We start from the raw sequence: 25729 nt of genomic DNA, 5'->3' as shown, positions 1-25729 counted from the left end.
TCAGGCGACGGGGCAGGGCATGGGCGGCACTGGCGCGGCATCAGAACGGATGGTCAGTCTGGCGGATCGGCTGGCCATACTCGCGGCCCGCAGGGCGCGGGTCGCCAGCGGATTTGTCATGCAGCCCGAACCGCGGTCGATCGGGGTCTATGCCCATGGAAAGCGGCTGACAGCGGGACATATCCTTCTGGCCGGGCATCTGGCCGAAGCCCCCGGAACGCCGCTGTGGGATCTGGCACCCGACCCCGCTTTCGTCGCTGCGGCGCAAGGGTTTTCCTGGCTGGACGATCTGGCCGCCTTCGGCACCCCGACCGCGCGCCGGCGGGCGCAGGACTGGACCTGGGACTGGATCGCCCGCTTCGGCACAGGCAAGGGACCGGGCTGGTCACCCGAACTGACCGGACGCAGGATCATCCGCTGGATCCACCACGCCACTTTCCTGCTGACAGCCCGTAACCGCGCACAGACCGATGCCTTCCACCGCGCCCTGTCGCTGCAGGCCGCCTATCTGTCGCGCCGCTGGAAAGGCGCACCCCCCGGCCTGCCGCGATTTGAGGCACTGGCTGGCCTGATCCATGCCGGCCTGTTGCTGATCGGAATGGAGCGACTGATCGCCCCCGCGACCGCTGCCCTGGCGGGCGCCTGCGATGCGGACATCGATGGCGCAGGCGGCATTCCCAGCCGCAATCCCGAAGAACTGATGGACATCCTGACCCTGCTGACATGGTCGGCCACCACGATGACCGAGACAGGCCACCCGGTGCCCGACGCCCTGTCGCGGGCAATCACGCGCACGGCCCCTACGCTGCGGGCCCTGCGGCATGCCGACGGCACTCTTGCGCGCTTTCACGGCGGCGACCGGGGCATCGAGGGACGGCTTGATCAGGCTTTGGCCGCCGCAGGCGCGCGCCTTGCCGCACCGCCTGCCATCGCGATGGGATTTGCCCGCCTTTCCGGCCGCCGGACCTCGGTGATCGTCGATGCCGCTGCGCCTCCGGCAGGGCGCGCCGCCTTGACGGCACACGCCTCTACCGCGGCCTTCGAACTGACGTCAGGCCGGCGCCCGCTGGTGGTCAGCTGTGGCGCCGGTGACGAGTTCGGCCCCGCCTGGCGGCTTGCTGCACGCGCAACGCAGTCGCATTCGGTGCTTTGTCTGGAGGGCGTTTCCTCATCCCGGCTCAGCGCGGCGGGCGACGCGCTGCAATACCGCGCCGCGGTCACGGAATCGCGGCTGATCCAGGGACATGAGGGCAGCGATCTTTACATTGCGCATGACGGCTGGCTTTCCAGCCATGGCCTGACTGCGGGGCGCAGCCTGACCCTGTCGCACGACGGCCGGCGCCTGTCGGGAGTCGAAACCCTGACTGCCCTGACCGCCGAAGCCCGCCGCCGGTTCGAGGAGGTGATGTCCCAGACCCGGATGGATGGCACGGGCTTTGCCGTCCGCTTCCACCTGCATCCCGAGGTCGAAGCAACCCTGGACACGGCAGGAACCGCGGTCTCGATGTTACTGCGCAGCGGCGAGATCTGGCTATTCCGAGCCACCGGGCCTGTCGTCCTGTCGCTGGAGCCTTCGGCCTATCTGGAAAAGGGCCGGCTTGACCCGCGTCCGTGCCGGCAGATCGTGCTGCGCGGGCAGGTGCGGACGTTCGAAACCCGGATAGGCTGGACCTTGGCGAAGGCACAGGATACTCCGCTGGCCATCCGGGACCTGGAAGGCGCCGAAGCGGGCGACCCCCTGGGCTTGGGCGGGTAGTGCAGGGGTTTTGCCATGACCAATCTCATTCCCATCGGCCGCGCGCTGATTTCGGTGTCGGACAAGACCGGCCTTCTGGACCTGGCCCGCGCCCTGGCAAGCTACGGGGTAGAGCTGATCTCGACCGGCGGGACCAGCGGCATGCTGCGTTCGGCGGGGCTGGCCGTGCGCGATGTCAGCGACGTGACCGGGTTCCCCGAGATGATGGACGGCCGGGTCAAGACGCTGCATCCGAACGTGCATGGCGGGCTGCTGGCCCTTCGCGATGATGACGAGCACCTGGTGGCCATGGCCGCGCACGGGATCGAGCCGATCGACCTTCTGATCGTCAACCTCTACCCGTTCGAGGAAACGGTGGCGAAAGGCGCCGACCACGCCACCTGCATCGAGAACATCGACATCGGCGGGCCGGCGATGATCCGGGCGGCGGCGAAGAACCATCGTTTCGTCACCGTGGTGACGGACCCGGCGGATTATGCAGCGCTGCTGGATCAGCTGAAGGCGCATGACGGGGCGACCACGATGGCCTTCCGGCAGAAGCTGGCCTTGACCGCCTATTCCCGCACCGCCGCCTATGACACCGCCGTCTCGACCTGGCTTGCGGACCAGATCGGCGAAGCGACGCCACGGTATCGCAGCTTTGCCGGGAAACTGGCGCAGCCCCTGCGCTATGGCGAGAATCCGCATCAGGCAGCGGCCTTCTATGTGGACGGCAGCCACCGGCCCGGCGTGGCGACGGCGCGCCAGTGGCAGGGGAAGGAGCTGTCCTACAACAACATCAACGACACCGACGCTGCCTTCGAACTGGTGGCGGAGTTCGGCGGGGGCGCCCCGGCCTGTGCGATCATCAAGCACGCCAACCCCTGCGGCGTCGCCACTGCAGCGACCCTGACCGAGGCCTACATCCGTGCCTACCAGTGCGATCAGACCTCGGCCTTCGGCGGGATCGTGGCGCTGAACCAGGTGCTGGACGGGGCGACGGCGGAAGAGATCGTGAAGATCTTCACCGAGGTCGTCATCGCCCCCGATGCGACCGACGAGGCAAAGGCGATCTTCGCGGCGAAGAAGAACCTGCGGCTTCTGACCACGGGCGCGCTGCCGGACCCGAAGGCGAAGGGCCTGGCCTTCCGGCAGGTGGCGGGCGGGTTCCTGGTGCAGGACCGGGATTCCGGGCATGTCGCGGCGTCCGACCTGAAGGTGGTGACGAAACGCGCGCCGACCGAGGCGGAACTGCGCGACCTGATGTTCGCCCGGACCGTGGCCAAGCATGTCAAGTCGAACGCGATCGTCTATGTGAAGGACGGCGCCACAGTGGGCATCGGCGCGGGCCAGATGAGCCGGGTCGATTCGACCCGCATCGCCGCGCGCAAGGCGCAGGACATGGCCGAGGCGCTGGGCCTGCCCGGGCCGCTGACGAAAGGCTCGGTCGTGGCGTCGGATGCCTTCTTCCCCTTCGCCGACGGGCTGATCACCGCGGCCGAGGCCGGGGCCACGGCGATCATCCAGCCCGGCGGGTCGATGCGCGACGACGAGGTGATCACGGCGGCGGACGAGCGGGGCCTGGCCATGGTGTTCACCGGCATGCGGCATTTCCGGCACTGAGATGCGGCGGTTCTGGATCAGCGCGGGCGCGACCTTCGGCCTTGACCAGATCACCAAGCTGGCCATCGTCCATGGCCTGAACTTGCGCGAGCGGGGCGAGATCGACGTATTTCCCCCCTACCTCGTCTTTCGCATGGCGTGGAATCAGGGCATCAACTTCGGCCTCATGGCGCACGGCTCTGACGTGGCGCGCTGGGGGCTGATTGCCTTGGCTCTGGCGATCTCGGGCTGGGTGGTCTGGTGGATGCGGACCGAGCGCGGCAACTGGAAGGCAGAACTTTCGGGCGGACTGCTGGTCGGCGGGGCCATGGGCAACGTGATCGACCGCATCGCCTATGGCGCCGTGGCCGATTTCCTGAACATGTCGTGCTGCGGGATCGAGAATCCTTATGCCTTCAACGTGGCCGACATTGCCATCTTCGTCGGCGCGCTGGGCCTGGTGGTGTTCGCCAAGGGGTCGGCGAAGGATGGATAACCCTTCCGCCGCAGACACCAAAGACCCCGTGACGACCGGATCGCTTTAGGCTAAGAGAAGCTCAAGACCGGTTCGGAGGCAGGCATATGCACGCGGCAGGAGGCAAGGCGATCATCGCGCTGTTGGCGGTGCTTGTCCTATCGGCCTGTGGCAACGGCGGCGATCCGCAGCTGATGAACCTGCGTAGCGGAAGCGGCCCGGACGAATTCGGCATCGTGCCGCCAAAGCCGCTGGCCATGCCGGAAAGCCTGACCGAACTGCCAGAGCCCACCCCGGGCGGCACGAACCGCACCGACCGCAACCCCGAGGAAGACGCAGCCATCGCCCTTGGCGGCAAACCTGGCGCGGCCGGGGGCATTCCGTCCGGCGACAGCGCGCTTTTTGCCCATGCCGCGCGGTTCGGAATGGATGCCTCGATCCGCTCGACCCTCGCCGCGGAAGACCTGCAATGGCGGCGCGACAACCAGGGACGTATCCTGGAACGGCTGTTCAACGTGAACGTCTACTACAAGGCCTACCGCGAACAGAGCCTTGACCAGCACGCCGAACTGGCCCGCTGGCGCCTGCTGGGCCTGCGCACGCCGTCGGCACCGCCGCCCAAGCAGGGCGAGTAACAAGCGCGTGCCCCGACGCCGGCACGGCTTGATTGCCCGTCCGAACCCTGCACCTTATCCGTGACTTCCACGAGGGGAATCCCGATGCTCGGACACCTGGGCCGAAGCGCACTGCTGGCGCTGGCCATTGCCCTTCCCGCTGCCGCCGAACCGGTGACGACCTTCACGCTGGACAACGGGCTGAATGTCGTCGTGATCGAGGATCACCGCGCGCCAGTCGTCGTGCAGATGATCTGGTATCGCGTCGGCGCGGCCGATGAACCGCCGGGCCATTCCGGTATCGCGCATTTCCTGGAACACCTGATGTTCAAGGGCACCGATACGGTCGGGCCGAACCAGTTTTCCGCGATCGTCGAGGCGCAGGGCGGTGACGACAACGCCTTCACCTCGTGGGACTACACCGCCTACTTCCAGCGCATCGCCGCCGATCGGCTTGACCTGGTGATGCAGATGGAAGCCGACCGGATGCGCAACCTGCGCCTGACCGAGGAGGACGTGGCCACCGAACGCCAGGTGATCCTGGAGGAACGCGCCCAGCGCACCGACTCGTCCCCGGGCGCGCTCCTGACGGAACAGATGCGCGCGGCGCAATACCTGAACCACCCCTACGGCATTCCGGTCATCGGCTGGCGGCACGAGGTAGAGGCGCTGGATCGCACGGCGGCGCTGACCTACTATGAACGCTTCTACGCACCGAACAACGCGACGCTTGTCATCGCGGGCGACGTGGACCCTTCCGCCGTCAAGGCGCTGGCCGAGGAACATTACGGCCCCATCGCCCCTTCGGACGGCATTGCCCCGCGCAACCGCCCGCAGGAACCCCCGCAACTGGCCGAACGGCGGCTGACCCTGGCCGACGAACGGGTGTCGGAACCCTATGTCTTCCGAACCTACCTTGCCCCCGAACGCAATCCCGGCGACCAGAAGGAGGCCGCCGCCCTGACCGTCCTGGCCGAGCTTCTGGGCGGGTCGGGCCAGACCTCGGTGCTGGCCCGCGCCCTGCAATTCGACAGCCAGACCGCCGTCTACTCCACCGCCTTCTACGACGGAACCTCGATCGACGATGCCACCTTCGGCCTGATCGTCGTGCCCGCCCCCGGTATCGGCCTGGCCGAGGCCGAGGCCGCACTGGACCGGGTGATCGCCGATTTCCTGGCAACCGGCCCCGACCCCGCCGCGCTGGAGCGCATCCGCACCAAGGTCCGCGCCGCCGACATCTATTCGCGCGACGATGTGATGCGCCTCGCCCGCCGCTATGGCGAGGGCCTGTCCATCGGCCTTTCGCTGGACGACATCGACAGTTGGGACGAGGCCCTGTCCGCAGTGACCGAGGCCGACATCATGGCCGCCGCAGAAAAGGTCTTTGACCGCAGGAACGCCGTAACCGGCTGGCTGACACGCCCGGACACCGACACCGCCGCCGGCACACCGGCACCCGAAACCGTGCCCGCCGTTCCTACCGGCCAGGAGGTCACCGAATGATCCGCGCCCTTTTCGCAGTCTTTCTGGCCCTGGCCACACCCGCGCGGGCTGAACTGGACATCAAGCAGGTCACCTCTCCGGGCGGGATCACCGCCTGGCTGGTCGAGGATCACAACATCCCCTTCACCGCGCTGGAAATCCAGTTCCGCGGCGGCACCTCGCTGGATGCGCCGGGCAAGCGCGGGGCGGTCAACCTGATGACCGCGCTCATCGAAGAAGGCGCGGGACAGATGGACAGCCGCGCATTTGCCGAGGCGCGGGATGCGCTGGCGGCGGAATTCACCTTTGACGCGGGCGCCGATTCGGTCGGCGTCTCGGCGCGCTTCCTGACGGAAAACCGGGATCAGGCCGTCACGCTGCTGCGCGAGGCGCTGGTCAACCCGCGCTTCGATCAGGATGCGATCGACCGGGTGCGCGAACAGGTGCTGTCGATCCTGCGGTCATACGAGAAGGATCCCTCGAAACTTGCCGCGCGCCGGTTCAACGAACTGGCCTTCGGCAACCATCCCTATGGCTCAATCGGCGACGGCACCCTGGAAACCGTGGCCGCGCTGACCCGCGACGATGTCGTTGCCGCCCACCGGGCGGCGCTTGCCCGCGACAGGGTCTATGTCTCGGCGGCGGGCGACATAACCGCAGACGAACTGGGCCCGCTGCTCGACCGGCTGCTGGGCGACCTGCCCGCGACCGGCGCCCCTCTGCCTGGCCCGGCCGAGGTGCGGCTGCCCCCCGGCGTCACCGTCATAGACTTTCCCACGCCGCAATCCACCGTTCTGTTCGGCCACATCGGCATTCCGCGCGAGGACCCGGACTTCTTCGCCGCCTTCATCCTGAACGAGGCGCTGGGCGGGGGCCGCTTCACCTCTCGGCTGATGTCCGAAGTGCGGGAAAAGCGCGGCCTGACCTATGGAATCGGCAGCTATCTGGTAAGTTACGATCTTGCCGACATGTATCTGGGCCAGTTTTCGGCATCGAACGACAAGGTGGCCGAAGCGATCGCCGTCCTGCGCGCCGAATGGGCGCGGATCGCGGCCGAAGGGCTTACCGAACGGGAACTGGCCGACACCAAGACCTATCTCACCGGTTCCTACCCGCTGCGCTTCGATGGTAACAGCCGGATCGCCAGCATCCTGGTTGGGATGCAGATGGAAGGCATGCCGATCGACTATGCCGTGACCCGCAACGCCAAGATCGAGGCGGTGACGATGGATGACATCCGGCGCGTCGCTGCCCGGCTCTACCAGCCCGAGGCGCTGCATTTCGTTGTCGTGGGGCAACCTGTCGGTCTGTGACAGGCAGATCGCAAGGTCACAGGGCACCCTGTTCGGGGGTGCCGGTCGGCTTGGGCCGGCTGCGCGACAGCTGCACAGCCAGGATCCCGGCCATGACAATGGCCACGCCGACAAGATCCAGCAGCCGGACACGTTCGCCCAGCAGCGCAGCAGCGATGGCGACGCCGAAGAAGGGGTTCAGGAAATGGAATGTGGCGGCGCGCGTGCTGCCGATCCGCCCGACCAGGGCGAACCAGATCAGCGTGGCAGAAAGGCCGGGAACAGCGATCTGATAGGCGAATGCAGCTAGGAAGGCCGGGGACCAGCGCACGGAAATCGTCTCTGTTCCTGCGGAAATCAGCCCCAGCACAAGTGAACCAACCAGCATCTGCAACCCCACGACCATCAGCAGATTGCCACCCGAAGATGCCCCCCGCACCGTCAGCGTGGCCACCGCGAGCGCCACCGCGCCAGCGATGCACAGCAAGACGCCCAGCAGGTCGGCCCCGCCGGAAAGCCGTGTGCCCATGATCAGTCCGACGCCGGCCAACCCCGCGATCAGCCCGGCCATGCCCAGTGGCGCCACCCTCTCGCGAAAGAGCAGCCAGCCCAGCGCCGCCACGATCAGCGGCATGGATGCGGCAATGATCGCGGCAAGCGAGGCTTCCACCCACTGCATGGCGATGAAGTTCAGGCCAAGGTAGGCCCCGTTCTGGCACAGGCCGAACAGGATGACCGCGCGGGCCTGTGCCGCCGGCAGGCGCCAGGTCTGGCCCAGCGCACGGGCAATCACGATGGCGATCAGCCCGGAAATCAGGAAGCGCACCGACAGCGCCACCAAGGGCGGGGCATGGGCGACGATCACCCGCGCGGTGGCGAAGGCCGAGGACCACATGGCCGCAAAGACCGTGCCAAGAAGAAGCGCGCGGAAATCCATCCGGGGTTGGTGCCTGCCGCCGCGCGGAAGGTCAAGCCGGCGGCGGCTGCCACAGTTCGATCGGCGTGCCCTCGGGGTCATGGATGCGGGCGAATTTGCCATGGCTGCCGTCGCCATCCCAGTCAGCCCGGGTTTCGACCGCTATGCCCGCATCCCGCAGCCGGCTGATCAGGCCCGCCAGGTCATCGACGCGCAGGTTCAGCATCCATTGCCTGCCGGGCGCGAAATAGTCGGTATCGGCGGCAAAAGGCGAAAGGACTGTCGGCCCGGCCTCCTGCATCCAGACGGCGATCTCGGGCTGCGTGATGCCCAGATGGATCCGGTACCAGTCGCTCAGCGCCGCCGGATCCCGCGCCCGGAAGAAGATGCCGCCGATGCCCGTGACCCTTGCCATGCGCGCCCTCCAAGCAAAAGGGCCGCCCGTGGGCGACCCTTTCACGAAATGCCGATCCGGTGCAGCCTCAGCCGTTCACCACGTCCTTCAGCGCCTTGGCGATGGCGAACTTCACCTGCTTGTCGGCAGGCTTGGTCATCGTCTCGCCCGTGGCGGGGTTGCGGACCTGACGCTCGGGACGGGCCTTGCAGGCGACCTTGCCGAGGCCCGGAATGGTGACGGTGCCACCCGCAGCGACTTCGCGCGATACCACGGTAGCGATGGCCTCCAGCGCGGCGCCGGCGGTCTTCTTGTCGCTGCCCATGGCTTCGGCGACGGCAGCCACCAGCTGGGTCTTGGTCATCGGTTTGGACATCGGATCATCCTTCGTTTGTTATCATTTGGGTTCTGTTCACGCCTGAACCCCGCCATGCGGGGCTTCCCCTCCCCGGAACCGGGGCCATCGCCCAAACACACAGTTTCGCCGCCAAAATCAACCCCGGAACATTGCGCCCGGGACATTTGACGCCGTTTTCGCGGGTTCACAGGAAAGCGGTTTCCTCGAATGACCGCAGTTTCCGGCTGTGAATGCGCGCAAGCGGGGTCTCGCGCAGGCGTTCCATCGCGCGGATGCCGATCTGGAGATGCCGGCTGACCTGCGTCTTGTAGAAGTCGGACGCCATGCCGGGCAGCTTCAGCTCGCCATGCAGCGGCTTGTCGCTGACGCAGAGCAGCGTGCCGTAGGGCACCCGGAAGCGGAATCCGTTCGCCGCGATGGTGGCGCTTTCCATGTCCAGCGCCACGGCGCGCGACTGCGACAGGCGGCGGACCGGGCCGGACTGGTCGCGCAGCTCCCAGTTGCGGTTGTCGATCGTGGCGACGGTGCCGGTGCGCATGATCCGCTTCAGCTCATAGCCTTCCAGCTTGGTGACCTCGGCCACGGCCTGTTCCAGCGCGATCTGGATTTCCGCAAGGGCAGGGATCGGCACCCAGACCGGCAGATCGTCGTCCAGGACGTGATCCTCGCGCAGGTAGGCATGGGCGAGGACGAAATCGCCCAGGCTCTGGCTGTTGCGCAGCCCGGCACAGTGGCCGACCATCAGCCAGGCATGGGGCCGCAGGACAGCGATGTGGTCGGTCGCGGTCTTGGCATTGGACGGCCCCACCCCGATGTTGACCAGGGTGATCCCGTTCCCGTCTGCCCGTTTCAGATGGTAGGTCGGCATCTGCGGCATCTTCGCCGTGGGCTGGATCACCCCATCGGGCGACGTGATCTCCTGGTTCCCGGTGGCCACGAAACTGGTGTAGCCGGACTGCGGGTCGGACAGGGCGGCGCGGGCATAGGCCTCGAACTCGTCCACATAGAACTGATAGTTGGTGAACAGGACGTGGTTCTGGAAATGCGTCGGGTCGGTCGCGGTATAGTGCGACAGGCGCGCCAGGCTGTAATCCACACGCTGCGCGGTGAACGGCGCCAACGGGGCCGAACCGTCGTCATATCGCGTCAGCGTTCCGTTCACGATGTCATCGTTGGTCGTCGCCAGGTCGGGCACATCGAACACGTCGCGCAGCGAGAAATCCATCACGCCTTCCTGCGGCACCGACAGACCGGGATTGCCGCCCACGGCGAAATGCACCGGGATCGGCGTGTCGGACACGCCGATCTGCACCGGCACACCGTGGTTGCGCACCAGAAGCTCGATCTGCTGGATCAGGTAGTTGCGGAACAGGTCGGGCCGGGTGACCGTCGTCGCATAGGTTCCGGGTGCCGAGACATGACCGAATGACAGGCGCGAATCGACCTTGTCGAAGCTGGTCACGGTCAGGCGGATTTCCGGGTAGAAGGCCCGCACACGGCGGCCGGGATGGCCCTTGCCGATCGTCGCCTGGAACTGGTCCACAAGGAAACCGGTTGCCCTGTCGTAAAGCAGCTGCAGCCGGTCGACCGCAGCGGCGGCATCGGTAAAGCTTTCGGATGCCGGAACTTCCGGGCTGAGAATGGCAGAGTGAGGGTCGTCCTGCATCGCGGGTCCTGCGGTTGATCCGGCATATAAGCCGGAAGCCGCGCCCGTCTGCAAGTGAAGGGATTGCGACAGCTGTTCAGACCGAACGGAACAGCGCGATCAGCGCCCGGTCGCCGGCATGTTCGGCATCCAGCGCCGCCGCTGCCGCGCCATAGATCTCGACCTCGATCAGCTGAAGCCCGGCAATCCGGCCCTCGCGCGCCAGGCCATCGAGCGCGCGGTCGAAGCCTGCTGCTTCCCAGACCCGGCGGTTGATCGACAGCGCGAACTGCGCGGCGGGCAGGGCGACATCCAAAAGGTTCGGAAAGGCCTCTGGCCCGACATGGCCAGCGGTGAAGGTTCCTGAACTGACGATCCCGCCATACCGCCGCGGCAGGGTCAGCGGTCGGGTGATATCGGCGCGGAAAAGGCTGGAATAGAGCCGCTTTTCCGCGGCCCGGGCCAGCATCTCGGCCGAGAAATCCACAGCATCAATCTCGCCGGTAAAGCCCATCTCGCGCAGCCGTTCCGCAAGAAGGCCGGTGCCGGCGCCAACGTCCAGCACCGGCCCGCCAGCGGCGGTTCCAGCGAAGGCTGCCGCGACATGGGCCGGCAGCAGATACTGCATGTCTGCCGCGAAACCCGCATCGTAACTGGCCGCCCAGTCACGGTAATAGGCCAGGCAGGCTTCCGGCCCCGTCAGCGTCAGCGCGCCTTTCAGTCCCTGAACCATCCCCTACCTCCGGCTTGCAGATTGGGCCAGGCCGCCGGATGCCGCAAGCCCTTGCACCCGGCCCCGCGGCCCCCGATAGTCGCGCGCATGTCCATGCTTCTTTCCCTCGGCCACGGCTATTCCGCCCGCGCCCTTGCCCGCCGCCTGATACCGCAGGGCTGGCGCATCGTGGGCACCACACGCAACCCCGCCAAGGCCGAGGCCTTCCGCGCAGAGGGCGTCGAACCGCTGCTCTGGCCGGGTGATCTGGCACCCGCCCTGGCCGAGGCCACGCATATCCTGGCCTCGGCCGCCCCCGATGCGCTGGGCGATCCCTTCCTGCAGGCGGTTCCAGCAATCGCGCAAGCGAAGGTAGAATGGGTGGGATATCTGTCCACCACCGGCGTCTATGGCGACCATCAGGGCGGCTGGGTGGACGAAACAACACCCCTGACCCCGCAATCCGACCGCGCCCGACAGCGCGTGGTGGCCGAACGGCAATGGCTGGATACCGGCCTGCCGGTCCACATCTTCCGTCTTGCCGGGATCTACGGCCCCGGTCGCGGCCCCTTCGAGAAGGTGCGCGACGGCACCGCGCGGCGGATCATCAAGCCCGGCCAGGTCTTCAGCCGCATCCATGTCGAGGACATCGCCCAGGTGCTGGAAGCCTCGATCCGCCATCCGAATCCGGGCGCCGCCTACAACGTCTGCGACGACAACCCCTGCCCGCCCGAAGAGGTGCTGAGCCATGCCGCCCGCCTTCTGGGGTTGCCCGATCCGCCGGCCGTCCCGTTCGAAGAGGCCGAGATGACGCCGATGCAACGCGCCTTCTACGCCGATTCCAAGCGGGTGCGGAACGACCGGATCAAGACCGAACTGGGTGTCCGCCTGCTTTACCCGGACTATCCCGCCGGGCTGGCCGCCCTGCTGGCCGAGGAAACCCGTTGACCCACGCCTTCCTGCCGTGCGGCCTCGGGCGCAAGGCAGGCAGGTCTATTCGGCTGCCACGCCAAGGACCTGGCCGGTCAGAATCGCCTCGGTGACGGCCGAAAGCGCCAGGGCGGCGGCGCCATGGGCCCAGAGCAGGTCGCCCCAGGCATGAATCTCGATCGGCGGTCGGGGGCGGCCGGTTGCGATGACCAGGTTTTCCATCTCGGCCAATGTCTCTGCGGCGTAAAGATAATCATAGCGCATCCGTTCGCCCGACAGGATGATCAGCGAAGGGTCAAACAGGTTGACCACGTTCGACAGGCCAACCGCCAGGTAGCGCCCGGCCCGGCGGAAGATGGATTTGGCCGTCGCATTTCCGGCCTTGGCGTGATCATACAGGCTTTCCAGCAGCACGTTGATCGGCTGGCTTTCCTTGTGCCCCCAGTTCAACGCGGTCGTTGCCTCGCGGGCAAGCGCATAGTCGGCGATGTAGGCCTCCAGGCAGCCGCGCTGACCGCAGCGGCAAAGCGCACCATCCAGCTGCACCTTGGTGTGGCCCAGTTCCATCCCGACGCGCTGCGCACCGCGATAGATCCGGTGGTTCATCACGAAGCCCATGCCCACGCCGTGTTCGATGGTGACCACGGCGAAATCCGGCAGGCTGCGGCCCGCACCGAACCACAGTTCGGCCAGCGCCACCAGGTTCGCGTCGTTGTCGATGGCCACGGGAAGGCCCAGCCGGGCGCTGGCGGCATTCGACAGGTTCACCGCCCGGTCGGCCAGAACCGATGACCACAGCACCATGCCTTCGGCAGAATCGACAAAGCCGGGCACGCCGATCCCCACGGCGGACAGATCGGCCCTGGACATGCCGGCCTTGATGCAGACCCTGTCCAGCAAGGTCTCGATCGCATCAAGGATTTCGTTGACCGACATCGGTCCGGGGCGTCTGGGAATGACGTCATCCGCGATCAGCCGGCCTGCGAAATCGACGATCACGGCGGTATGTTCCCGGTCGGACAGCTTCATTCCCGCGACACGATGTGCCTCGGCGCGCACACCCAGGGCCACGGCCGGGCGGCCGCGCCCGGCCTCGCCGTCGCGCTGGGCTGCGACCTCCTCGATCAGGCCCGCGTCGATCAGTTCCGAGGTTATCGTCGTGACCGAGGCCGGACTGATCCCGAGATCCTTGGCCACCTGGACCCGCGGCATCAGCCCCGCAGCACGCACCAGTTCGAACACCTGCTGACGCAGCGGGCGCTGTGATTCTGCCAGCGGTGGAATCAGCGGGCCGACACCCCTGTGCGCCTCGCTGCTGCCCGGACGGATTGCCTTCGGTGGCATTTCTTTGATCTCCGAAGTAAAATGGCGCCACGTCTGCGGAAACTGTCAGGCATTCGTCCCGCCATGCCCGCGCCGGTCGGGTCAGGGCATGTGACCTCAGCTTTTACGACGATTTTTATTTTGACAACTGAAATTATTGACGGCAGGCTTTTTCCGTTCGGCGAATCTGCCGGGCCGGTCAAACATGGCCGATCCATAGGGAGGATACATATGCGTACCGCAATTCTCGCCGCCGTCCTGGCGGTGACCGGCTTCTCGTCCGCCGCTCTGGCCGAAGGCAAGAAGATCGGTGTTTCGTGGGCCCAGTTCCAGGAAGAGCGCTGGAAGATCGACGAAGCCGCGATGAAGGCCGCGATCGAAGCCGCCGGCAACGAATATGTCTCGGCCGACGCCCAGTCCTCGGCCGAAAAGCAGCTGTCGGACATCGACGCGCTGATCGCGCAGGGCGTGGATGCGCTGGTCATCAACGCCTGGGACAAGGACGCCATCGGCCCGGCCATCGAGAAGGCCGCTGCCGAAGGGATCCCGGTCGTGGGCTATGACCGCCTGATCGAGGACAACCGCACCTTCTACCTGACCTTCGACAACGTCGGCGTCGGCCGCATCATTGCCCAGGAAGTGTACAAGCTGGTGCCCAAGGGGAACTACGCCATCATCAAGGGCGACCCGGGCGACCCGAACGTCGGCTTCCTGCGTCAGGGCATGGAAGAGGTGATCGGTGCGGCCGTGGCCTCGGGCGACATCAAGATCGTCGGCGAGGCGAACTCGGACGGCTGGAAGCCCGAGAATGCCCAGAAGAACATGGAACAGATCCTGACCGCCAACAACAACCAGATCGATGCCGTTCTGGCACAGAACGACGGCATGGCGGGCGGTGTGGCGGCTGCGCTGGCCGCGCAGGGCCTGAACGTTCCGCTGGGCGGACAGGACGGCGACCTTGCCGCGATCAACCGCGTGGCGCGCGGCACGCAGACCGTCTCGGTCTGGAAGGACGCCCGCCAGCTGGGCAAGGCCGCGGGCGAAATCGCCTCGGCGCTGGCTGAAGGCGCGGCGCTGGACTCGATCCCGGGCGCGGTCAAGTTCTCGGGCGGCGAGAAGGGCATCGAGATGAATGCCATCCTGCTGACCCCGACCCCGATCACCAAGGAAACGATCGGCGTCGCGATCGAAGCGGGCCACATCTCCAAGGAACAGGCCTGCGAAGGCGCGATGCCCGACGTTCCTGCCTGCCAGTAATCTGGTCTGATTGCCGGCGCCGTCCCGCAGGGGCGGCGCCGGTCGCCTTCTTCTGGCCGGTCCGTCGCCCCGAAGCCGGGGCCTGAAGCTGCGCTTTCCCCGCGCACGGCATCGGCACAGGCCCATCCCCTCTCAGGCTGGACGAGGACATGACCGACACCCCCCATTCCCCTGCTTCCCAAGCATCCAAGGAAAGCGGCTTCACCCGTTTCCTGCGCGCAACCGAGATCGATCCGCGCCTTCTGGGCATGGTCGGCGCGCTGCTGCTGATCTGGCTGGCCTTCGAGGCCTATTCGACCTTCGTCCTTGGCCGTCCCTCGATGCTGCTGGGCGCCAGCCAGGCCGAGGCGAACGGCTTCCTGACGCCGCGAAACCTGTGGAACCTTTCGGTGCAGACCGCCTATATCGGGATCATGGCCACGGGCATGGTGCTGGTCATCATCACCCGCAACATCGACCTGTCGGTGGGTTCGATCATGGGCATGGTGGGCATGTACATGGGCCTGTTGCAGGTCGAATACCTGACACCGGCGCTGGGGCTGGGCCATCCGTCAATCTGGATCATCACGGTCACCTTCGGCATCGTCATGGGTGCGCTGATCGGTGCGTTCCAGGGAGTGCTGATCGCCTACCTGTCGATCCCCGCCTTCATCGTCACGCTGGGCGGCCTTCTGGTGTGGCGCGGCGCGGCCTTCCTGGTTGCCGGCGGCAAGACCATCGCGCCCCTGGACGAGACCTTCTCGCTGATCGGCGGCGGCTCCTTCGGGGCGCTGGGCCGCACCGGCAGCTGGATCTTCGGCGTGATCGCCTGCGCCTTCGTGGTTTGGGCCTTCCTGAACGGTCGCAAGTCGCGCCAGCGGCACGGGTTCCCGCTGCGCCCTGTCTGGGCCGAAACCTTCGTTATCGGCCTGGTCTGCGCGGTCATCATCGGCACGACGGCGCTGTTCAACTCCTACATCTGGCCGCGCGGAAACATTCAGAAGTACTACAGCCAGCTTGGCCAGGAGCCACCGGCCTGTGCTCAGGCGAACGACACGATCTATACCGATGTCTGCGCCAGCTTCGGCCACGGCTACGCCTATCCGGTGCTGATCATGATAGCGGTGGCCATCTTCATGACGGTCCTGATGACCCGCACGCGCTTCGGCCGCTATGTCTTTGCCATCGGCGGCAACCCCGAGGCGGCGACGCTGTCGGGCATCAACACGCGCGCGATGACGGTGAAGATCTTCACCCTGATGGGGGCGCTGGCCGGGATCGCGGCTGTCATCGGCTCGGCCCGCCAGAACAGCGCCACCAACGCGATGGGCAACCTGGACGAGCTTTACGTCATCGCTGCGGCCGTCGTGGGCGGCACCTCGCTGGCCGGCGGCGTGGGCACGATCCATGGCGCGATCATCGGCGCGCTGATCCTGACCAGCCTGCAAACCGGCATGGTGCTGATCGGATTCGGCGACGGCTCGTACCAGCGCATCGTGATCGGCATCGCCCTGGTGTTCGCCGTGTTCCTCGACATCGTTTACCGCAAGCGCATCAAGTGAAGGGGCCAAGATCATGGTAGACAGAACCGGAACCCCTCTTGTCGAAATGCGTGACATCTCGATCGCCTTCGGGGGGATCAAGGCCGTCGATCACGTCACGGTCGATCTTTACCCCGGCGAAGTCGTGGGCCTGCTGGGCCACAACGGTGCGGGCAAGTCCACGCTGATCAAGTGTCTGTCGGGCGCCTACAAGGCCGACAGCGGGCAGATCTTCATCAATGGCAAGGAAGTCGAGATCAACAACCCGCGCGACGCGCGCGCGCTGAACATCGAGACGATCTACCAGACGCTGGCGCTGGCCGACAACCTGGACGCTGCCTCGAACCTGTTCCTCGGGCGCGAGATCGTGAACAGTTTCGGCTTCGTCGACGAAAGCGCCATGGAGGCCGAGACACGCAAGATCATGGGGCGGCTGAACCCGAACTTCCGCAAGTTCAACGTGCCTGTGTCCGCACTGTCGGGCGGGCAGCGTCAGTCGGTCGCCATCGCACGCGCGGTCTATTTCAACGCCAAGATCCTGATCATGGACGAACCCACCGCCGCGCTGGGGCCGCATGAAACCCAGATGGTGTCCGAACTGATCCAGGAGCTGAAGGCGCAGGGCCTGGGCATCTTTCTGATCGAACACGACATCCACAACGTGATGAAGCTGTGCGACCGGGCATCCGTGATGAAGAACGGTCAGCTGGTCGGCACCGTCAACGTCGATGAAGTGACCGACGAGGACATCCTGGGCATGATCATCCTGGGCAAGAAGCCAGCGAAGGCGGCCTGACATGTACATCGGGCTGGACCTAGGCACATCCGGGTTGAAGGGCATCCTGATCGGCGAGGACCAGACGGTCCTGGCCGAAGCCACGGCCCCGCTTACCGTAAGCCGGCCGCATGAGGGATGGAGCGAACAGGCCCCGTCCGACTGGATCACCGCCGCCGAAACCGTGCTGGATGCACTGGCGGCCAAGGGGCTGGGGGCGGTCAGGGGCATCGGCCTGTCAGGCCACATGCACGGCGCCACGATCCTTGATGCGGCGGACGAGGTGTTGCGCCCCTGCATCCTGTGGAACGACACCCGCAGCCACGCAGAGGCAGCCGAGCTGGACGGCGACCCAATGTTCCGTCGTATCACCGGCAACATCGTCTTTCCCGGCTTCACCGCGCCCAAGCTGGTGTGGGTGCGGCGCCACGAACCGCGTGTCTGGGAAAAGGTCGCCAAGGTTCTTCTGCCGAAGGATTACCTGCGCCTCTGGCTGACGGGCGAGCATGTGGGCGAAATGTCGGATGCCGCCGGGACCAGCTGGCTGGATACCGGGCGGCGTGACTGGTCTGACGATCTGCTGGCGGCAACCGGCCTGTCGCGTGCCCAGATGCCCCGGCTGGTCGAGGGCAGTCAGGTGTCAGGCACCCTGCGCGATGCACTGGCCGACCGCTGGGGCCTGCCGAAGGGCGTGGTCGTTGCCGGTGGCGGCGGCGACAACGCAGCCTCGGGCGTTGGGGTGGGCGTGGTCCGCGCGGGCGAGGCCTTCGTCTCCTTGGGCACCTCGGGCGTGCTGTTCGCGGCAAACGACGGCTATCAGCCCGACCCGGCAACGGCGGTGCACACCTTCTGCCATGCCCTGCCCGACACCTGGCACCAGATGGGCGTGATCCTGGCCGCGACCGATGCGCTGAACTGGTATGCGCGGCTGGTAGGCACCGACGCGGCGCGGCTGACCGCAGAACTGGGCGATCTGCAACCCCCCGGAAAGACGATCTTCCTGCCCTATCTGGGCGGCGAAAGGACGCCGCTGAACTCGGCCAGCGTTCGGGGCGCCTTTGTCGGGCTGGAACATGCCACCGACCGTCAGGCCGCCACCCGCGCCGTGCTGGAGGGCGTGACCTATGCGATCCGCGACAGCCGCGATGCGCTGGCCGCGACCGGCACGAGGCTGGAACATCTGCTGGCGGTCGGGGGCGGCTCGCGCTCTGACTACTGGCTTAAGTTGCTCGCGACGGCGCTGGATTGCCCGGTGCAGCTGCCCGTGGCGGGCGATTTCGGCGGGGCCTTCGGGGCCGCTCGCCTGGGCCTGATGGCCGCGACCGGCGCCGGGGCCGAAATCGCCACCCTGCCGCAGATCGCCCGTACCATTAACCCCGATCCTTCCCTGAAGGACGCCTTTGACGCGGGCCATGCAAGGTTCCGCGCAGCCCAATCCGCCATCAAGGACCTGACATGACCGACTTCTTCAAGGGTATTCCCGCCATCCGGTACGAGGGGCCGGAAAGCACAAACGAATTCGCCTTCCGCCACTACAACCCCGACGAAATCGTCATGGGCAAGCGGCTGGAGGACCACCTGCGCTTTGCCGTCGCGTGGTGGCACAGCTTCGCATGGCCCGGCGGCGACCCCTTTGGCGGACAGACCTTTGAACGCCCCTGGTTCGGCGACACGATGGAACTTGCAAAGCTCAAGGCCGATGTCGCGTTCGAAATGTTCGACATCCTGGGCCAACCCTTCTACTGCTTTCACGACGCCGACGTTCGCCCCGAAGGCGCGACCTTCGCCGAATCCTTGCGGAACCTGAACGAGATCGCCGATTACCTCGGCGAAAAGCAGGAAAAGCACAAGGCAAAGCTCCTCTGGGGCACGGCGAACCTGTTCAGCCACCGCCGCTGGATGGCCGGCGCGGCCACCAATCCCGACCCGGATGTGTATGCCTACGCGGCAGCAACGGTGAAGGCCAATATGGATGTGACTCACCGTCTGGGCGGGCAGAATTACGTTCTGTGGGGCGGACGCGAAGGCTATGAGACCCTTCTGAACACCGATCTTCGGGCCGAACGCCAGCATGCTGGCCGCTTCCTGCAGCAGGTCGTGGACTACAAGCACAAGATCGGCTTCAAGGGCACGATCCTGATCGAGCCCAAGCCGCAGGAACCCTCGAAGCACCAGTACGACTATGACGTGGCCACGGTTTACGGCTTCCTGGTCGATTTCGGGCTTGAAAAGGAGGTCAAGGTCAACATCGAGCAGGGCCACGCAATCCTGGCGGGCCACAGCTTCGAACACGAGATCGCGCTTGCCGCCGCGCTGGGCATCTTCGGGTCGATCGACATGAACCGGAATGACTACCAGTCCGGCTGGGACACCGATCAGTTCCCCAACAACCACGCCGAAAAGGCGCTGGCCTTCTATGAAATCCTCAAGGCGGGCGGATACACCACCGGCGGCACCAACTTTGACGCCAAGATCCGCCGGCAAAGCCTGGACCCCGAGGATCTGGTCCTGGCCCATGTCGGGGGCATGGACACCTGCGCCCGCGCGCTGAAATGCGCCGCTGCACTTCTGCAAAGCGGCGAGCTGGAGGCCGCCCGCAAGGCCCGTTATGCCGGATGGGAGTCCCCGGCCGCGCAGGCCATGCTGAAGGGCACCCTGGAAGAGGCCGCCGCCCGCGTGATCGCCGAAGGGATCGAACCGCAGCCGAAATCCAGTCGCCAGGAACGGCTGGAAAATCTCTGGAACCGTTTCGTCTGATCGGGCGAACCGATTTCTTCAGAAACATCATGCCGGAGCCTGCAATGGCTTCGGCGTCGTTCTGCTCAGCACTCGTCGCCATGGCGTGGCAAGGCCTTCGGCCTTCAGCGTTTTCGGCGCAGCCGGGCATCGAGTTCGGCGTTGATCGCCCCACCCAGAAGCACCGCCCAGACGCTGAGATAGAGCCACATCATCAGGATGATGACGGCGCCGATCGAACCGTAGATCGCGTTGTAGCTGTTGAAGTTCGCCAGATAGATCGAAAAGCCGATGGATACCCCGGCCCAGGCCGCGGTGGCGACCAGAACGCCGACCGTGATCCAGGGGGAACGGAACCCGCCCTCGACGTTGGGGCCGAAGCGATACAGGATCGACAGGCAGGTCAGCACCAGAAGGAACATGGCGCCGAAGGGCAGAACCTTGGTCAGCCAGGCCTCGAAAGTGCCAAGCTGCACATAGCTGAGCAGGATCGGCACCACGACGATCGTGACCAGCGCCACGAACAGCGCCCCGATCAGCGCCAGGGTCAGGATGAAATCGACCACATAGCCCCAGATCCAGCGGCGCGGCTTGGACCGATGCACCACATCCAGCCCCTGGATCAGGGCCGACACACCCGCCCGCGCCGAATAGAGCGCGATCACCAGCGACACCACGGTCGTCCATTGCAGCGCGGCGCGGGGCGCCATGATCAGGCCCATCACCTGATCGTGGATCAACTGCCGGGCCTCGGGCGGCAGGAACCGCTCGGCAACTTCCAGATAGCCCTGGATCACCCCGGGGTCCGCGAACAGGCCCCATACCGCCACCGCCGCGCCCAGGCCTGGAAAGACGGCGAACATTGCGTAAAAGGCCACACCGGCGGCAACCAGGCCGAAATGGCCATCGCCGACCCTGCCGATGACCGCGATGATGAAGTCCCAAAGCTGCCGCAACCGCCTCATGCCGCCAGCATTCCCCGGAAAACCGGGCCCGCGCAACTTGAAGCCGCACGACCTGCGTGAAATGGTAGCGGCAACAGGAGGACATCATGACCTATATCCCCGCCGCCAACCGCTATGACCGGATGATCTACAACCGCTGCGGCCGGTCCGGCCTGAAGCTGCCTGCCATCAGCCTTGGCCTTTGGCACAACTTCGGCCACGACACGCCGCATGCCACCAAGCAGGCGATCTGCCGGACCGCCTTCGATCACGGCATCACCCATTTCGACCTGGCCAACAACTATGGCCCGCCCCCCGGCAGCGCCGAGGAAGCCTTCGGCGAAATTCTGAAAACCGATTTCCGCGGCCTGCGCGACGAGCTGATCATCTCCTCCAAGGCCGGCTACCTGATGTGGGATGGCCCCTATGGCGAATGGGGCAGCCGGAAATACCTGATCGCCTCATGCGATCAGTCGCTTAAGCGGATGGGTCTGGACTATGTGGACATCTTCTATTCCCACCGTTTCGACCCTGACACACCGCTGGAAGAAACCATGGGCGCACTGGACCACATCGTACGCTCGGGCCGGGCGCAATACATAGGCATCTCCAGCTACAACAGCCAGCGCACGCGCGAGGCGGTGGCGATCCTGAAGGACCTCGGCACGCCGCTTCTGATCCATCAGCCCAGCTACAACATCCTGAACCGCTGGGTCGAAACGGATGGGCTGAAGGACACGCTGAAAGAACTGGGCGTCGGCTCGATCGCCTTCGTGCCGCTGGCCCAGGGGATCCTGACCAGCAAGTATCTGAACGGCATCCCGGCGGGCAGCCGGGCAACGCAGGGCAAGTCGCTTGATCCTGCGGCGGTAGAGAAGGCCATCGCCTCGGTGCGCCGGTTGAACGACATGGCCGCGGCGCGCGGCCAGACCCTTGCGCAAATGGCGATTGCCTGGGTGCTGCGGAACGGTGGTATCACCAGCGCGCTGATCGGCGCCAGCCGGCCAGAGCAGGTGATCGACTGCTGCGGCGCGATCGGGAACCTCGACTTCACGCCCGAGGAACTGGCGCAGATCGACTCGATCTCGGAGGAGAAGGAACTGAACCTCTGGGCCAGCTCTTCCGAAAACTGACCACCGGGGACCGCTCCCACCCGGCCAGAGGAACGGCACGGCTGGCGCCCTGAAGGCCGGGTCCGGCGTCAGGGTCTGCGTCATCGGGGAGGAAGCGCCTTCAAACGGGGCGTTTCCTGACCCTTTCGCCCGCAGGCTGCACCGACCGTCAGCCACGGCCCAGCCTTGGGCCTGATCATGATACGGGGGCCGACGGGACGAGCCCCCGGACAAGGGCGATCCGGCCCCGGCTCAGTAACCGTGGGGCGATCGACCGCCCGCTGCGCCCGTCAGATTGCGAAAGCCGGCGACGGCAGCCGCCGCCGCAGAGGACAGAAACCGCGTGTCGCCGCCGACGGTCACCATCCGGAACCCCCACCCGATAGCACGATGGGCATAGTCCGGTGTTCCGCAATGCAGGCCCGCGACGATCCCGCGCGCCTGACAGGCTGCCGCGATCTTCTGCAGGTGGCCGATCATCTCGGGTTCCTCGCGATCCATGCCGAAGGGCAGGCGGCCCTCGCTGACCGAAAGGCTCAGGTCGGCCGGTCCGACATAGATCCCGTCAAGGCCCGGCGTCGCCACGATCGCGTCGAGGTTCGCAAGCGCTTCGGCCGTCTCGATCATGGCGAAGGCCAGAACCTCGGCATTAGCGCGTTCGGCATAATCCGCGCCCAGGGCAAAGACTGCGCGCGTCGGCCCGAAGCTGCGCACACCCTGCGGCGGATAGCGCAGGTAGCTGACCAGCCGCGCGGCATCTTCCGGGGTGTTCACCATCGGGCAGATCACACCCTCGGCCCCGGCATCCAGCGCCTTCATCACATGGGCGGGGTCAAGCCAGGGCACGCGGGCCAGAAGCGTTGCCCCGCTGGCGCGCATCGCCTGCAACATGGGCAGAAGGTCGCTGTAGTCCAGCGCGCCATGCTGCATGTCGATGGTCAGCGAATCGAACCCCTGCGCTGCCATGATCTCGGCCACGAAGGGGTTGCCGATCGCACACCAGCCGTTCAGAGCGGACCGCCCCTGCGCCCAGACCGCGCGCAACCGTGTCATCCCATTCTCCTGCATCTGCATTACGGCTTGCTTGCCGCAACGGACAGTGGGGGGAAAGTTCTGTCGTGTTCAAGGGAGAAACCGAAAAGGATGGTGCCGGTGAAGGGACTCGAACCCCCGACCCCATCATTACGAATGACGTGCTCTACCAGCTGAGCTACACCGGCATCCTTTTCGTGCGCAGGCTCTTAGCATCGGGCCACGGCAGAGTGTAGCCCTAATTTGCACGCCGCGCGATCTCGTCCAGCGGGGTCTGGTCCTCTGGCGGTTCGGCTTCGCGGACAGCCTCGGGCTCGGGCTCCGGCACGGGTTCCGGGCGGGCCTCGATCAACGGAAGCAGATCGGCCAGGGCGGGCGAGGGCGTCGCCAGCGAAGGCGGCTCGCGCCAGCTGAGTGTGTCGAACCCGCCGCAGTTGCTGCAGACGGGCTGCCAGCTGGCATGGATGGCCTGGCACTTGTCGCAGCACCACTGCGGGCCGCGCGGGGCGGCAATGGCCTTGGCGACAAGATCGCGGATCAGCGCCTCTTCGGCGCCCTCGCCACGCGCAATGGCGGCCAGAATCGCCAGTGACCGTTGCGTCGGATGCCGTGTCGCCACATCGCCCAGCGCGCGGCGCGCTGCGGGGAAGTCCTCGACCGCCAGCAGAAGCTCGGCCTCTAGCATCCGCGTTTCGTCATTCTCGGGGCGCAGGGCGGTCAGGGTCCGGAACCGCTTCAGCCGCTCGACGGGGGTTTCATCGGGTTCTATCGCAGCGAAGGCGGCGGCAAGGTCGGGATGGGGCATGACCTCCCAGGCCTTCTTCAGCACACGCGTTGCGTTCTTCTTGTCGCCCTTCTCGATATAGGCGCGCGCGGCCAGGGCGGCCGCGGGAATCAGGTCGGGCGACAGCCGGTTCGCCTCGATCGCAGCCTCGCGTGCCTCGATGCTGGCGGATTCGTCAATAACTGTCTGCGCCTGTTGCAGGGCCAGCACCGCATCGCGGCGACGGAACACGTCTTTCGGCAGGGTTCCGGCGCGCAGCTTCGCACCCAGGGTCGCCCGCGCACCGGACCAGTCGCCTGCATCGGATTGCAGCTTCAGCAGGATATCCAGCGTCTCGGCATGTTTCGGACGCAGCTGATAAGCCTTCTCGGCCAGTTTCAGCGCAACTTCGCGGTCGCCTTCTGCCAGCTTCTGATGCAAGAGGCCGCGCACCCCGACAAAGCGGGTCTTTTCGTCGGCCAGCAGCGCCTTGTAGGCCTCGGTCGCGCGCTTGCCATCCCCCGCAGCCTCGGCCGCCTGGGCAACCAGAAGCGTGGTGATCTCGGGCTTGCCCAGCAAACGTTCGGCCGCCTGGGCGCGCGAGAGCGCCAGCTTCGGCTCGCCCGAGGCCAGGGCCAGCATGCTTTCGGACAGGGCCGTGAAACCCTTGCGCTCGCGGTTGCGATCGAAGTAGCGCGAGATCGCGGTTTCGTCGCCGTTCAGAAAGTGGATGACGGCGGCGATCAGGCCCAGAACCTTTAGCGTCAGCCAGACGGCAGCCAGCAGCAACCCGGCCAGAACCACGGCCTGCACGGGACCAATGGTGAATTCCCATCCGGCGACGGTGATCCGCATCGCCTCGCCCGTTTCGGCCAGAAGCCCCACGCCCAGCGCAAGCGCGGCGATGAAGGCGACGAAAAGGATGACCTTGGCCAAAGACCACAGCATCTAGCGACCCTCCAGCGCTGCATCGACGGCCAGCCGCGCCTCGGCCCTTGCGATCCAGCCATCAAGCGGGCCGCGGATTGCGGCATCCAGGCTGGAAAGTTCGGTCAGCGCATCCGCAAGCCGGCCTTCCGAAAGGGCGAATTCGGCGCGCGACAGGACGGCATCCGGATCGTCGCCCTCGCGCGGGGCAAGCGACCGGGCACCGGTCTGGGCCGCAAGGAATGCCACCAGCCGGTCGGCCCATCCGCCGCCACCGGACGCCTTGCGCGCCAGTTGCAACGCCTGCCGCGCGGCCTCAGGAAAGTCGGCCTGCAAGTCGGCCAGCGTCGATGCGCCACTGACGTAGGGGGCCAGCACCGCAGTCAGACCGGGGTCAGCCACCGCCGCGAGTTCGGCCTGGAAATCGGCACCCGATGCAACGGCCGCGCGCAGAGCGTCCAGCGCCTGGGCCCTGGCGGCGGCCCTGGCGGCCGCCGCCGCCTCTGCCGCGCGACTTTCGGCCTCGGCCTCGGCCGCGGAAAGCCGGTCAAGCGCAGCCTGCAAGTCGGCCAGATCCACGCCACGGGGCACGGCGGCGAGCTGCCGTTCCAGATCGGCCAGTTTCGCGGCCAGCGCAGCCGTCGAAGGCCCGCCATCCCCGGCGGGCAGGGCCTCGATGGCAGCAATGCGGCGGTCAAGCTCATCCAGCGCCGAGAGATCGGGGGGTTCCGGTGCGGGGGCGGCCTCGAGCCTGGCCACGCGGTCGCTTAGCGCGGCAAGATCGGCGCGCAGCGATGCCAGCGCGGCCTCGTCAGAACGGACGGCAGAAAGGCTTTCGGTCAGACGCTGATCAAGCGCGGCCAGCGCGCCACTTTGGTCCGGGGCAGACAGGCCGAAGACGTTGTAGTGCGACAGACCGAACCCCAGCACGGCCGCCAGTACCCCGCCCAGCAGCGCGGCAAAGAAACCCGATCGGCGCGGTTGGGCCGGGGCCGGAACGATCCCGGACTTTGGTTCGGAGGGATCATCACCGGAAAGCCCCGCCGGATGAGGCACTGGTTCCGGCCCAGGTTCGGCGACAGACACATCAACCGGCGCATCCGGCGCTTCGACGGGGGGCTCGGTTTCGGGGGTCATGCGCTGTGCCATGGGTGCGGCCCTTTCGCCTCTGGCCTGGGTTCACCT

General features: G+C 66.4%; 23 protein-coding genes and 1 tRNA gene. 13 read left to right on the top strand and 11 right to left on the bottom strand.

The window, feature by feature from the left end; translation table 11 throughout:
- Positions 1-19 precede the first annotated feature (19 nt).
- From EYB42_RS02660 to EYB42_RS02635, 6 genes are all read left to right on the top strand, one after another.
- Entirely contained in the window at positions 20-1756 is a 1737-nt protein-coding gene (locus EYB42_RS02660) for a heparinase II/III family protein (RefSeq protein WP_240783937.1), read from the top strand.
- Between the two features lie 15 nt (positions 1757-1771).
- On the top strand, positions 1772-3358 hold the full coding sequence (gene purH / locus EYB42_RS02655) for a bifunctional phosphoribosylaminoimidazolecarboxamide formyltransferase/IMP cyclohydrolase (protein WP_135447902.1): 1587 nt from the start codon (positions 1772-1774) through the stop codon (positions 3356-3358).
- 1 nt (position 3359) lies between these two features.
- Positions 3360-3833 carry a signal peptidase II gene (gene lspA / locus EYB42_RS02650; protein ID WP_135447900.1) on the top strand — a complete coding sequence of 158 codons (474 nt, stop codon included), beginning with the start codon at positions 3360-3362 and terminating at the stop codon, positions 3831-3833.
- 86 nt (positions 3834-3919) lie between these two features.
- Positions 3920-4447, top strand: a complete 528-nt coding sequence (locus EYB42_RS02645) for a DUF3035 domain-containing protein (protein WP_135447898.1) — start codon at positions 3920-3922, stop codon at positions 4445-4447.
- An 84-nt stretch (positions 4448-4531) separates the two neighbouring features.
- Positions 4532-5929: a M16 family metallopeptidase gene (locus tag EYB42_RS02640; protein WP_135447896.1), complete on the top strand. Its 1398-nt coding sequence runs from the start codon at positions 4532-4534 to the stop codon at positions 5927-5929.
- The gene (locus EYB42_RS02635; protein WP_135447894.1) at positions 5926-7221 is read left to right on the top strand and encodes a M16 family metallopeptidase; all 1296 of its coding nucleotides are present in this window, start codon (positions 5926-5928) and stop codon (positions 7219-7221) included. Before EYB42_RS02640 ends, EYB42_RS02635 begins: the two co-directional genes overlap by 4 nt.
- Before the next feature lie 16 nt (positions 7222-7237).
- Here EYB42_RS02635 and EYB42_RS02630 read toward each other — a convergent pair whose 3' ends face one another.
- From EYB42_RS02630 to EYB42_RS02610, 5 genes are all read right to left on the bottom strand, one after another.
- The gene (locus EYB42_RS02630; protein WP_135447892.1) at positions 7238-8137 is read right to left on the bottom strand and encodes a DMT family transporter; all 900 of its coding nucleotides are present in this window, start codon (positions 8135-8137) and stop codon (positions 7238-7240) included.
- Between the two features lie 31 nt (positions 8138-8168).
- Positions 8169-8531: a VOC family protein gene (locus EYB42_RS02625; RefSeq protein WP_135447889.1), complete on the bottom strand. Its 363-nt coding sequence runs from the start codon at positions 8529-8531 to the stop codon at positions 8169-8171.
- 67 nt (positions 8532-8598) lie between these two features.
- A complete protein-coding gene (locus EYB42_RS02620) occupies positions 8599-8886 on the bottom strand; it encodes an HU family DNA-binding protein (RefSeq protein ID WP_135447887.1) in 288 nt (95 codons plus the stop codon).
- A gap of 166 nt (positions 8887-9052) precedes the next feature.
- Entirely contained in the window at positions 9053-10534 is a 1482-nt protein-coding gene (locus tag EYB42_RS02615; RefSeq protein WP_135447885.1) for an AMP nucleosidase, read from the bottom strand.
- A 76-nt stretch (positions 10535-10610) separates the two neighbouring features.
- On the bottom strand, positions 10611-11246 hold the full coding sequence (locus EYB42_RS02610; protein WP_135447883.1) for a class I SAM-dependent DNA methyltransferase: 636 nt from the start codon (positions 11244-11246) through the stop codon (positions 10611-10613).
- 87 nt (positions 11247-11333) lie between these two features.
- Here EYB42_RS02610 and EYB42_RS02605 point away from each other — a divergent pair, with 87 nt between their 5' ends.
- Positions 11334-12173, top strand: a complete 840-nt coding sequence (locus EYB42_RS02605) for an SDR family oxidoreductase (protein WP_135447882.1) — start codon at positions 11334-11336, stop codon at positions 12171-12173.
- Positions 12174-12218: 45 nt separating this feature from the next.
- On the opposite strand, the gene EYB42_RS02600 is transcribed toward EYB42_RS02605, so the two are convergent.
- The gene (locus tag EYB42_RS02600) at positions 12219-13499 is read right to left on the bottom strand and encodes an ROK family transcriptional regulator (protein ID WP_135447880.1); all 1281 of its coding nucleotides are present in this window, start codon (positions 13497-13499) and stop codon (positions 12219-12221) included.
- Between the two features lie 210 nt (positions 13500-13709).
- Here EYB42_RS02600 and EYB42_RS02595 point away from each other — a divergent pair, with 210 nt between their 5' ends.
- The 5 genes from EYB42_RS02595 to xylA all read left to right on the top strand — a co-directional run bounded on the left by EYB42_RS02595 (position 13710) and on the right by xylA (position 19787).
- Entirely contained in the window at positions 13710-14735 is a 1026-nt protein-coding gene (locus EYB42_RS02595) for a substrate-binding domain-containing protein (RefSeq protein ID WP_135447878.1), read from the top strand.
- A gap of 149 nt (positions 14736-14884) precedes the next feature.
- Entirely contained in the window at positions 14885-16276 is a 1392-nt protein-coding gene (locus tag EYB42_RS02590) for a sugar ABC transporter permease (RefSeq protein ID WP_135447876.1), read from the top strand.
- A 13-nt stretch (positions 16277-16289) separates the two neighbouring features.
- The gene (locus EYB42_RS02585; RefSeq protein ID WP_135447874.1) at positions 16290-17051 is read left to right on the top strand and encodes an ATP-binding cassette domain-containing protein; all 762 of its coding nucleotides are present in this window, start codon (positions 16290-16292) and stop codon (positions 17049-17051) included.
- 1 nt (position 17052) lies between these two features.
- Complete coding sequence (gene xylB, locus EYB42_RS02580) at positions 17053-18489, top strand: xylulokinase (protein ID WP_135447871.1); 1437 nt, start codon at positions 17053-17055, stop codon at positions 18487-18489.
- A complete protein-coding gene (gene xylA / locus EYB42_RS02575) occupies positions 18486-19787 on the top strand; it encodes a xylose isomerase (RefSeq protein WP_135447869.1) in 1302 nt (433 codons plus the stop codon). The genes xylB and xylA overlap by 4 nt, the downstream gene beginning before the upstream one ends.
- Before the next feature lie 104 nt (positions 19788-19891).
- Here xylA and EYB42_RS02570 read toward each other — a convergent pair whose 3' ends face one another.
- Entirely contained in the window at positions 19892-20731 is an 840-nt protein-coding gene (locus EYB42_RS02570) for a YihY/virulence factor BrkB family protein (RefSeq protein WP_135447867.1), read from the bottom strand.
- A gap of 86 nt (positions 20732-20817) precedes the next feature.
- On the opposite strand from EYB42_RS02570, the gene mgrA reads away from it, so the two are divergent.
- Positions 20818-21843, top strand: coding sequence for an L-glyceraldehyde 3-phosphate reductase (gene mgrA, locus EYB42_RS02565; protein WP_135447865.1), 1026 nt, complete (start codon positions 20818-20820; stop codon positions 21841-21843).
- Positions 21844-22074: 231 nt separating this feature from the next.
- Here the strand turns inward: mgrA and EYB42_RS02560 are convergent, their stop codons facing one another.
- The 4 genes from EYB42_RS02560 to EYB42_RS02545 all read right to left on the bottom strand — a co-directional run bounded on the left by EYB42_RS02560 (position 22075) and on the right by EYB42_RS02545 (position 25693).
- Positions 22075-22875 (bottom strand): HpcH/HpaI aldolase family protein, encoded by an 801-nt coding sequence (locus EYB42_RS02560; RefSeq protein ID WP_240783936.1) that lies wholly within the window; start codon positions 22873-22875, stop codon positions 22075-22077.
- 91 nt (positions 22876-22966) lie between these two features.
- Positions 22967-23042: transfer RNA gene (locus EYB42_RS02555), tRNA-Thr, on the bottom strand.
- Positions 23043-23092: 50 nt separating this feature from the next.
- Positions 23093-24565: a heme biosynthesis protein HemY gene (locus EYB42_RS02550; RefSeq protein ID WP_135447863.1), complete on the bottom strand. Its 1473-nt coding sequence runs from the start codon at positions 24563-24565 to the stop codon at positions 23093-23095.
- Positions 24566-25693 carry a COG4223 family protein gene (locus EYB42_RS02545; RefSeq protein ID WP_135447859.1) on the bottom strand — a complete coding sequence of 376 codons (1128 nt, stop codon included), beginning with the start codon at positions 25691-25693 and terminating at the stop codon, positions 24566-24568.
- Between the last annotated feature and the right edge of the window lie 36 nt (positions 25694-25729).

Source organism: Tabrizicola caldifontis (assembly GCF_004762095.1).
In the GTDB taxonomy this organism is placed as follows: Bacteria; Pseudomonadota; Alphaproteobacteria; order Rhodobacterales; family Rhodobacteraceae; genus Tabrizicola; species Tabrizicola caldifontis.
Note: the sequence above shows the minus strand (reverse complement) of the source record. Positions and strands in the feature narration are given on the sequence as shown.

What these genes read in the sequence shown, in the direction of transcription:
- EYB42_RS02660 (WP_240783937.1), top strand. Translation starts at nt 20, where the DNA reads ATGGGCGGCACTGGCGCGGCATCAGAACGGATGGTCAGTCTGGCGGAT.
- EYB42_RS02615 (WP_135447885.1), bottom strand. Translation starts at nt 10,534, where the DNA reads ATGCAGGACGACCCTCACTCTGCCATTCTCAGCCCGGAAGTTCCGGCA.
- EYB42_RS02620 (WP_135447887.1), bottom strand. Translation starts at nt 8,886, where the DNA reads ATGTCCAAACCGATGACCAAGACCCAGCTGGTGGCTGCCGTCGCCGAA.
- EYB42_RS02550 (WP_135447863.1), bottom strand. Translation starts at nt 24,565, where the DNA reads ATGCTGTGGTCTTTGGCCAAGGTCATCCTTTTCGTCGCCTTCATCGCC.
- EYB42_RS02545 (WP_135447859.1), bottom strand. Translation starts at nt 25,693, where the DNA reads ATGGCACAGCGCATGACCCCCGAAACCGAGCCCCCCGTCGAAGCGCCG.
- EYB42_RS02600 (WP_135447880.1), bottom strand. Translation starts at nt 13,499, where the DNA reads ATGCCACCGAAGGCAATCCGTCCGGGCAGCAGCGAGGCGCACAGGGGT.
- xylB (WP_135447871.1), top strand. Translation starts at nt 17,053, where the DNA reads ATGTACATCGGGCTGGACCTAGGCACATCCGGGTTGAAGGGCATCCTG.
- EYB42_RS02630 (WP_135447892.1), bottom strand. Translation starts at nt 8,137, where the DNA reads ATGGATTTCCGCGCGCTTCTTCTTGGCACGGTCTTTGCGGCCATGTGG.
- EYB42_RS02560 (WP_240783936.1), bottom strand. Translation starts at nt 22,875, where the DNA reads ATGACACGGTTGCGCGCGGTCTGGGCGCAGGGGCGGTCCGCTCTGAAC.
- EYB42_RS02635 (WP_135447894.1), top strand. Translation starts at nt 5,926, where the DNA reads ATGATCCGCGCCCTTTTCGCAGTCTTTCTGGCCCTGGCCACACCCGCG.
- EYB42_RS02605 (WP_135447882.1), top strand. Translation starts at nt 11,334, where the DNA reads ATGTCCATGCTTCTTTCCCTCGGCCACGGCTATTCCGCCCGCGCCCTT.
- EYB42_RS02625 (WP_135447889.1), bottom strand. Translation starts at nt 8,531, where the DNA reads ATGGCAAGGGTCACGGGCATCGGCGGCATCTTCTTCCGGGCGCGGGAT.
- EYB42_RS02595 (WP_135447878.1), top strand. Translation starts at nt 13,710, where the DNA reads ATGCGTACCGCAATTCTCGCCGCCGTCCTGGCGGTGACCGGCTTCTCG.
- purH (WP_135447902.1), top strand. Translation starts at nt 1,772, where the DNA reads ATGACCAATCTCATTCCCATCGGCCGCGCGCTGATTTCGGTGTCGGAC.
- EYB42_RS02585 (WP_135447874.1), top strand. Translation starts at nt 16,290, where the DNA reads ATGGTAGACAGAACCGGAACCCCTCTTGTCGAAATGCGTGACATCTCG.
- mgrA (WP_135447865.1), top strand. Translation starts at nt 20,818, where the DNA reads ATGACCTATATCCCCGCCGCCAACCGCTATGACCGGATGATCTACAAC.
- EYB42_RS02570 (WP_135447867.1), bottom strand. Translation starts at nt 20,731, where the DNA reads ATGAGGCGGTTGCGGCAGCTTTGGGACTTCATCATCGCGGTCATCGGC.
- EYB42_RS02645 (WP_135447898.1), top strand. Translation starts at nt 3,920, where the DNA reads ATGCACGCGGCAGGAGGCAAGGCGATCATCGCGCTGTTGGCGGTGCTT.
- EYB42_RS02590 (WP_135447876.1), top strand. Translation starts at nt 14,885, where the DNA reads ATGACCGACACCCCCCATTCCCCTGCTTCCCAAGCATCCAAGGAAAGC.
- xylA (WP_135447869.1), top strand. Translation starts at nt 18,486, where the DNA reads ATGACCGACTTCTTCAAGGGTATTCCCGCCATCCGGTACGAGGGGCCG.
- lspA (WP_135447900.1), top strand. Translation starts at nt 3,360, where the DNA reads ATGCGGCGGTTCTGGATCAGCGCGGGCGCGACCTTCGGCCTTGACCAG.
- EYB42_RS02640 (WP_135447896.1), top strand. Translation starts at nt 4,532, where the DNA reads ATGCTCGGACACCTGGGCCGAAGCGCACTGCTGGCGCTGGCCATTGCC.
- EYB42_RS02610 (WP_135447883.1), bottom strand. Translation starts at nt 11,246, where the DNA reads ATGGTTCAGGGACTGAAAGGCGCGCTGACGCTGACGGGGCCGGAAGCC.